The 6,345-nt window shown below is 41.1% G+C and carries 7 protein-coding genes; 3 read left to right on the top strand and 4 right to left on the bottom strand.

What is annotated here, in order from left to right:
* Positions 1–26: 26 nt before the first annotated feature.
* The 3 genes from G1O98_RS36195 to G1O98_RS36205 all read right to left on the bottom strand — a co-directional run bounded on the left by G1O98_RS36195 (position 27) and on the right by G1O98_RS36205 (position 3,055).
* On the bottom strand, positions 27–1,214 hold the full coding sequence (locus G1O98_RS36195; protein WP_163939006.1) for an aryl-sulfate sulfotransferase: 1,188 nt from the start codon (positions 1,212–1,214) through the stop codon (positions 27–29).
* 144 nt (positions 1,215–1,358) lie between these two features.
* Positions 1,359–2,396 (bottom strand): NADP(H)-dependent aldo-keto reductase, encoded by a 1,038-nt coding sequence (locus G1O98_RS36200; RefSeq protein ID WP_163939008.1) that lies wholly within the window; start codon positions 2,394–2,396, stop codon positions 1,359–1,361.
* 482 nt (positions 2,397–2,878) lie between these two features.
* Positions 2,879–3,055 (bottom strand): hypothetical protein, encoded by a 177-nt coding sequence (locus G1O98_RS36205; RefSeq protein ID WP_163939010.1) that lies wholly within the window; start codon positions 3,053–3,055, stop codon positions 2,879–2,881.
* Between the two features lie 389 nt (positions 3,056–3,444).
* Here G1O98_RS36205 and G1O98_RS36210 point away from each other — a divergent pair, with 389 nt between their 5' ends.
* From G1O98_RS36210 to G1O98_RS36220, 3 genes are all read left to right on the top strand, one after another.
* Positions 3,445–4,182, top strand: a complete 738-nt coding sequence (locus G1O98_RS36210) for a Crp/Fnr family transcriptional regulator (RefSeq protein ID WP_163939012.1) — start codon at positions 3,445–3,447, stop codon at positions 4,180–4,182.
* Between the two features lie 186 nt (positions 4,183–4,368).
* A complete protein-coding gene (locus G1O98_RS36215) occupies positions 4,369–5,115 on the top strand; it encodes a Crp/Fnr family transcriptional regulator (protein WP_163939014.1) in 747 nt (248 codons plus the stop codon).
* Between the two features lie 80 nt (positions 5,116–5,195).
* Positions 5,196–5,939 carry a Crp/Fnr family transcriptional regulator gene (locus G1O98_RS36220; protein WP_163939016.1) on the top strand — a complete coding sequence of 248 codons (744 nt, stop codon included), beginning with the start codon at positions 5,196–5,198 and terminating at the stop codon, positions 5,937–5,939.
* Positions 5,940–6,116: 177 nt separating this feature from the next.
* On the opposite strand, the gene G1O98_RS39530 is transcribed toward G1O98_RS36220, so the two are convergent.
* The coding region (locus G1O98_RS39530) for a hypothetical protein (protein WP_207794527.1) at positions 6,117–6,345 on the bottom strand (229 nt) is incomplete at its 5' end.

Consider the following 6,345-nt stretch of genomic DNA (forward strand, 5'->3'; position numbering starts at 1 on the left):
ATCGCCCCAAACTCGGTGAGCGCAGACTACAGTCTGCCGCCCCTCTGGTTCTGCCCCTGCCGAGGTGCCCTGGCTTTAGTCAGGGCAGGGGGGCAGGGCACCTCTTCAGGTGCATAACGAAAGGCGCGGAAGACTGTATTCTGCTCTCCACGAGTTATCGGCGATTTTTCACCTGGAATATTCCGAGTTGCAAAGTGGGGGTTGATGTATTCCCAAACAATCTCTCCTGCAACTGTCACCTCGAATATCCGACCGTAAGCACCTTCTGTAATCAAGGTATTGCCATTTGCTAAACGTTGCGCTCCTGATATGTATGCACTGAAAAAATTTTGGGGCGGGTTATCGGTGTATTCCCAAACTATCTCTTTCGTTTGACGGTTTACCTCAATCACACGGGAGAAATTAAGAGCGACGTTACGGCGATGTGCGCCATTGTCGAAAATCAGGATATTACCGTTAGCTAGCTCGTTGGGAAAGTGCTGCTGTGCTAGCACGTCATCGCCCAACGTCCAAATAATTTCTCCAGTTTTGCGATCGATAATGACAACTGTGGATATATTACGAAAGCTCACTATGATGTTGCCATCAGCGAGTTCACCCACAGTATTCCCATGAGTCCATTCATGCCGATGATCCTGGGGTGTAATGGTAAATTTATCTGGATTGAGGTGTTCGTGGGCGTGCCAAGTCCAAATAATTTCACCTGCTGGAGTCACCTCATAAAGGACATCAGCATAGATATTCCCATCTGGTTCTGTACCTGGTACGCCGCCTTTGATGCGAGGAACTAACGACTGAGGTATCTTTTCAATGGCGAGTAAAATTGTGTTGCCATTGGCTAATCTGCGTCCATCGTGATGATGATCTGGATGTTTATATTCCCAAATAATATTTCCTTTGGGATCTGCCTCTAAAACAACACCACTTTTAAATGCAGCCCACAAAGCAAAACGTAGTGGTTCTTCTGGTGGAGTCTTACCGTTATAAAAAAGGTTGCCATTAGGTAAGAGATAACCATATAACCCTGGTGGATATGGCAAATTCCACTGGTGTACTACTTCTCCTTCTAAGTTCAGAAGGTAGACTTCACCTTGACCTGTCAGAGGTGTGAAAAGTGTGTATCCTTTAAATGCTTTTTCGGGATTATAAGCCTTTAAGCCAGTACCCCGACGACGAATAGTATTCTGGTCAATTAATGTTGCTGTAAAAGTCATATCCTACCTACGAAATATGTAGTTTTGGATCTAATAATGAGAGCCAGAGCCTCTAGGGAGGCATTACCAGGCTGGAGCCTGGTAACGAGGTGAACTGCCTAAAATGTTTGAATTTCTAATTTCTAATTTTTAATTTTTAATTGTTCATGGTGCTGGGTTTGGAGACTGAGCATGAACTATATCCAACTCTTCCAGAATGTCTTTACTGAGAACTACATCTACACTTTCCAAATTCTCTTTGAGTTGTTCTAGTGTCGTAGCACCAATAATTGTGCTAGGGACAAACCAACGACTCCGCACGAATGCCAAAGCCAAATGCGCTGGACTTAGTTGATAGCGCTTGGCAATTTCCACATAAGCTGCTACTGCTTCGGTGACTTTTGGTTTTAAGTAGCGCTGACCAAAATTTTCAAACAAACTGACTCTTGCTTTCTCTGGTTTGCCATTTAGGTATTTGCCGGTCAAGAAGCCAAATGCTAAAGGACTATAAGCCAGTAACCCAATTTCTTCGTGATAAACTGCTTCTGCTAAAGCTCCATCAAATACTCGATTCAGCAAATTATAGGCATTTTGAATTGAGACAACTTTGGGTAAACCTAATTGTTTAGCAGCGTTACTAAATTGTGCTACTCCCCAAGGAGTTTCATTGCTCAAACCGATATAGCGAATTTTTCCTGCCTTAATTACATCAGCAAAAACTGCTAGCTGTTCCGCGATGGGAACTGTTTCTCCCACTTGAGTCGGATCGAATACCGTTTGCCCAAATCGTGGCACGTAGCGATCGGGCCAGTGGATTTGGTAGAGATCAATATAATCTGTTTGTAATCTTTTTAAACTATCATCGACAGCTTGTTTGATATTATCACGGTCAATTGCTTTAGCTCCATCACGTAACCATTTAAAGCCACGACCTGGACCAGCAATTTTAGTAGCTATAATTAGTTGTTCTCTTTGTTGATGCTTTAACCATTCCCCAATATAAGTTTCAGTTAATCCATAAGTCTCTGCACTTGTTGGAACTGGGTACATCTCCGCCGCATCAATAAAGTTGACTCCTTGGGTAATAGAATAATCTAACTGAGCATGGGCTTCTTCAATAGTATTTTGCTGTCCATAAGTCATAGTGCCCAGACAAATTTCAGAAACTTTTAAATCACTCTTACCAAGCTGGTTATACTTCATGTTTTCGTGTTGTTTTTTGTTTAATTTAACAGTGATATTTTTATTGTTAATTTTACATTTTGTCAAGTATGTTATTATTTCTAATTAACTTAGCTTCAAACAACACTTAGTTTGGCACCAAGCCAATATAAATTTTTCAGCAGAATAATATTTTGCCGATACGATTAAAAATCGATATTTAAATCGTAGTTAATAGATGCAGTTGCTTATTATTGCATAAAGCAACCCGATGATTAAGGTAGTTTGTGGAGTCATAAAATCTAAAATTGTAGTACAGAGTACTTGCTTTTATTAGGGTTTTGTGGAATTGACTGTTTTAGCCTTAGCATATACTACGATAAATCAGTTAATTTACCGTAGTATATCAGAAATCTTAAGATTATTCCGGAATTAAGTCTTAATAAATGTTCATGTTAATATGCTTCTGAAAAAGTATATTATTTTCGTGAACAATCAAAATATACTGAGTTTATCGGAAAAATTCACAGTATCCGATCGCAACGACAAAGACTTAGGGTTGTAAAGGCTTGCTTGTGTAACCAAGAATTTTTTGCTGCGATCGCAACGACAAAGATGCTCATGTCTATATGATTAGTGAACATAATTTGGTTTAATTCTGCGATCGCAAGTGCAATTCCTGTGAAATTTCGCAATTCCAATTGTTGGGATTCCTTAGCTTGAAACCGACCTACTGATTTTTTTATACTTTCTATTAACTTTGCTAAAGTCAGTATTTAACAAGATAAATATAGTTTTTTGCAGTAGTATGTACTTAATAATTTACTATTAATTTGTATTCTCTTTTCAGTCTTTAGATAGATGTCTCAGGCACTTGTAACAAGCTTCATAGTCTATGATCTAGATTTTTTCTTACTATGAATAAACTAAATTTAGTTATGTTATATTATGGATATGAGTATAAGAATCTCAATGCTTTATTATAACTTTTTTAGGAAATACATCTTTTGACATTAGGGTTTGGCTCTTGATTTTCTCCTTATGCCGCAAGTTGCTTTTTCTAAAGACTGCCACATTCAGGAGAATCCCAATGTCATTAGACAAAAATACCTTTGAGCAACCAGCAAATAGTTTGCTGGCAGTTCTGTCGCTCAATGATTATGAGCGTCTCGTCCCCCATCTGAAGTTGGTTAAGCTCTCCAATCGGCAAGTACTTTACGAAGCAGGCGAACCGATCGCACAGGTCTATTTTCCTAATAAGGCAGTGGTTTCTATAATCACTACAATGGAAGATGGCTCAACTGTGGAAGTTGGTTTAGTGAGTAATGAAGGCATGGTAGGTATGCCCGTAATTTTAGGAGATAACATCACAACCACAACTGCATTTGTGCAGATTCCAGACAGTGCTATGCAGATCGATGTAGACATACTCAGAAGCGAGTTCAATCGGGGTACAGCTCTCCAAAGCGTGCTGCTACGCTATGTGCAAGGTGTATACACTCAAATAGCACAAGGATCTGCGTGCAACCGTCTTCATAAGCTAGAGGGGCGGTTGGCTCGATGGTTGCTAACAGTTTCTGATCGTCTGGAATCAGATGAATTCCCACTTACACAAGAATTTATCTCGCAGATGCTGGGTGTACGTCGTTCTGGTGTCACCGAAGCAGCTAATATTTTGAGCGAAGCCGGAATGATCACCTACCACCGTGGTCAGATTAACATCCTGAATCGACAGGCTTTAGAAAAAACCTCCTGCGAATGTTATCAAATTATCGAAAAGGAATTTGTCCGTTTATTGGGCAATAAGCCCAATAGAAGCCAAAAATAATTTTTTTGGCTTCTATGTACGAAAACGCACAGACTTACATAAGTGTGTTTATTTAAGATTTTTTAGATTGTGCCCATGTTCCTTTAGAGAATACACCTTTTGACATTAGGATCAGATCCTTAAATTCTTTCCTTGTGCCCGGAGTTGACTTTTCTAAAGTCACCTACTTAAGGAGAGTGACTTCTAATGTCATTAGATAAAAGCCTTTTTCAGCAACAACCAAATAAGCTGCTAGCAGCTTTGCCGGCGAGTGATTATGAACGTCTTACCCCCCATTTAAAGCTAGTTCCGCTCTCAGTTGGGCAAATTCTTTACCAAGCAGCTGAACCAATTACACAGGTCTATTTTCCTGATAAGGCAGTGGTTTCTATAGTCACCACTATGGAAGATGGCTCAACGGCAGAAGTTGGGATCGTAAGCAATGAAGGCATGGTGGGTATCCCGGTAATTTTAGGAGACAATACCACAACCACAACAGCGTTTGTACAGATTGCGGGCGTGGCTATGCAAATCAGTGCAGATGTACTCAGAAACGAGTTCAATCGAGGCGGAGCTATTCAAAAGCTGCTGCTGTGCTATGTACAAGCTATATACTCTGAGCTAGCGCAAGGAGCGGCTTGCAACCGTCTTCATACACTAGAAGAACGGTTAGCCCGTTGGTTACTGACAGTCTCTGAACGTTTGGAATCAGAAGATTTTCCACTTACGCACGAATTTATCTCCCAGATGTTAGGTGTACGTCGTTCCGGCGTGACAGTAGCGGCTAGCACCCTCAGCCGAGCCGGAATGATCAGCTACCAACGCGGTCATATTAGGATACTGAACCGAGAGGATTTGGAAGCAACTTCCTGTGAGTGTTATCAAGTTATCCAAAACGAATTTGCTCGGTTACTGGGCAAAAAGCCCAGTAACCGAGCAAGAAAATTTTTTTGAGTTATGTGTGCGAAACCGAACAGACTGGCAAAAGTAACTTGATTTAAAGTATTTTGAGAAAATTTCTGTTTTAATGTTCAGTGAGCGAAAATACTCTTAAGCCGCAAGTAAATAGATTACTCGCGGCTTTGCCTGCTAGTGATTATGAGCGTCTTGTTCCGCACCTGAAGTTAGTTTCGTTTCCCACTAGGCAAGTCATTTACGAACCAGGAGAACCCATCACAGAGGTCTATTTTCCCCAAAATGCAGTGGTTTCTATAGTCACTATTATGGAAGATGGTTCGACGGTAGAAGTTGGGATAGTGAGCAATGAAGGCATGGTGGGTATCCCAGTAATTTTAGGAGGCAACACAACAACCACAAAAGCGTTTGTCCAAGTTGCGGGCGCTGGAATGCAGATGGATGCAGATGTTCTGAGAACCGAGTTCAATCGGGGCGGAGCTATTCAAAAGCTGCTGCTGCGCTATGTACGAGCTATATATACAGAACTTACGCAAGGATGTGCTTGCAACCGTCTTCATACACTAGAAGAACGGCTAGCTCGTTGGCTTCTCACAGTTTCTGACCGTTTTGAATCAGATAATTTTCCACTCACACAAGAATTTATCGCCCAGATGCTAGGTGTTCGTCGTTCTGGTGTAACAGTAGCGGCTAGCACCCTCAGCCGAGCCGGAATGATTCGCTATCAGCGTGGTCAAATTAGTATTCTCAACCGAGAGGATTTGGAAGCAACTTCCTGCGAGTGCTATCGAGTTATACAAAAAGAATTTACTCGGTTACTGGGGAATCAATCAGCCAAGGTGCGTAGGCGTAGCCCGTCGTAGACATCACCGATGAATCAATTTTCTAAGTTATTATGTCCGAAACCGGACAGACACTTAGCAATTAGTTCTATTAAGATTTAGTAAAGAATGCATCAAATGGTATTGACAAATGCGTGCCATTTGATGCGATTGCTACTCTAAGTGCTTGAGCTAGACGGCGGTGAGAATAATGTCTAATCAATCAATGTCTTTTAAAGGTCTACGATTGCTCGTCGTAGATGATGACCCTGATACGAGAACTTTACTTACCTTCTTGTTTGAATTAGACGGAGCAGAAATTATCACAGCTGCTTCGGCAGGTGACGCTATAGAAATAATGTCATTTTTTACTTGAGTTTGGACTAATTGGCATTTAGTAGCAATGATATAGAAGGCAAGAGAAAGTGACCTAATTTCTTTTAGGGGC

The organism is Nostoc sp. UIC 10630, assembly GCF_010747425.1.
Taxonomy (GTDB): Bacteria; Cyanobacteriota; Cyanobacteriia; order Cyanobacteriales; family Nostocaceae; genus Nostoc.

What these genes read in the sequence shown, in the direction of transcription:
- G1O98_RS36195 (WP_163939006.1), bottom strand. Translation starts at nt 1,214, where the DNA reads ATGACTTTTACAGCAACATTAATTGACCAGAATACTATTCGTCGTCGG.
- G1O98_RS36200 (WP_163939008.1), bottom strand. Translation starts at nt 2,396, where the DNA reads ATGAAGTATAACCAGCTTGGTAAGAGTGATTTAAAAGTTTCTGAAATT.
- G1O98_RS36210 (WP_163939012.1), top strand. Translation starts at nt 3,445, where the DNA reads ATGTCATTAGACAAAAATACCTTTGAGCAACCAGCAAATAGTTTGCTG.
- G1O98_RS36215 (WP_163939014.1), top strand. Translation starts at nt 4,369, where the DNA reads ATGTCATTAGATAAAAGCCTTTTTCAGCAACAACCAAATAAGCTGCTA.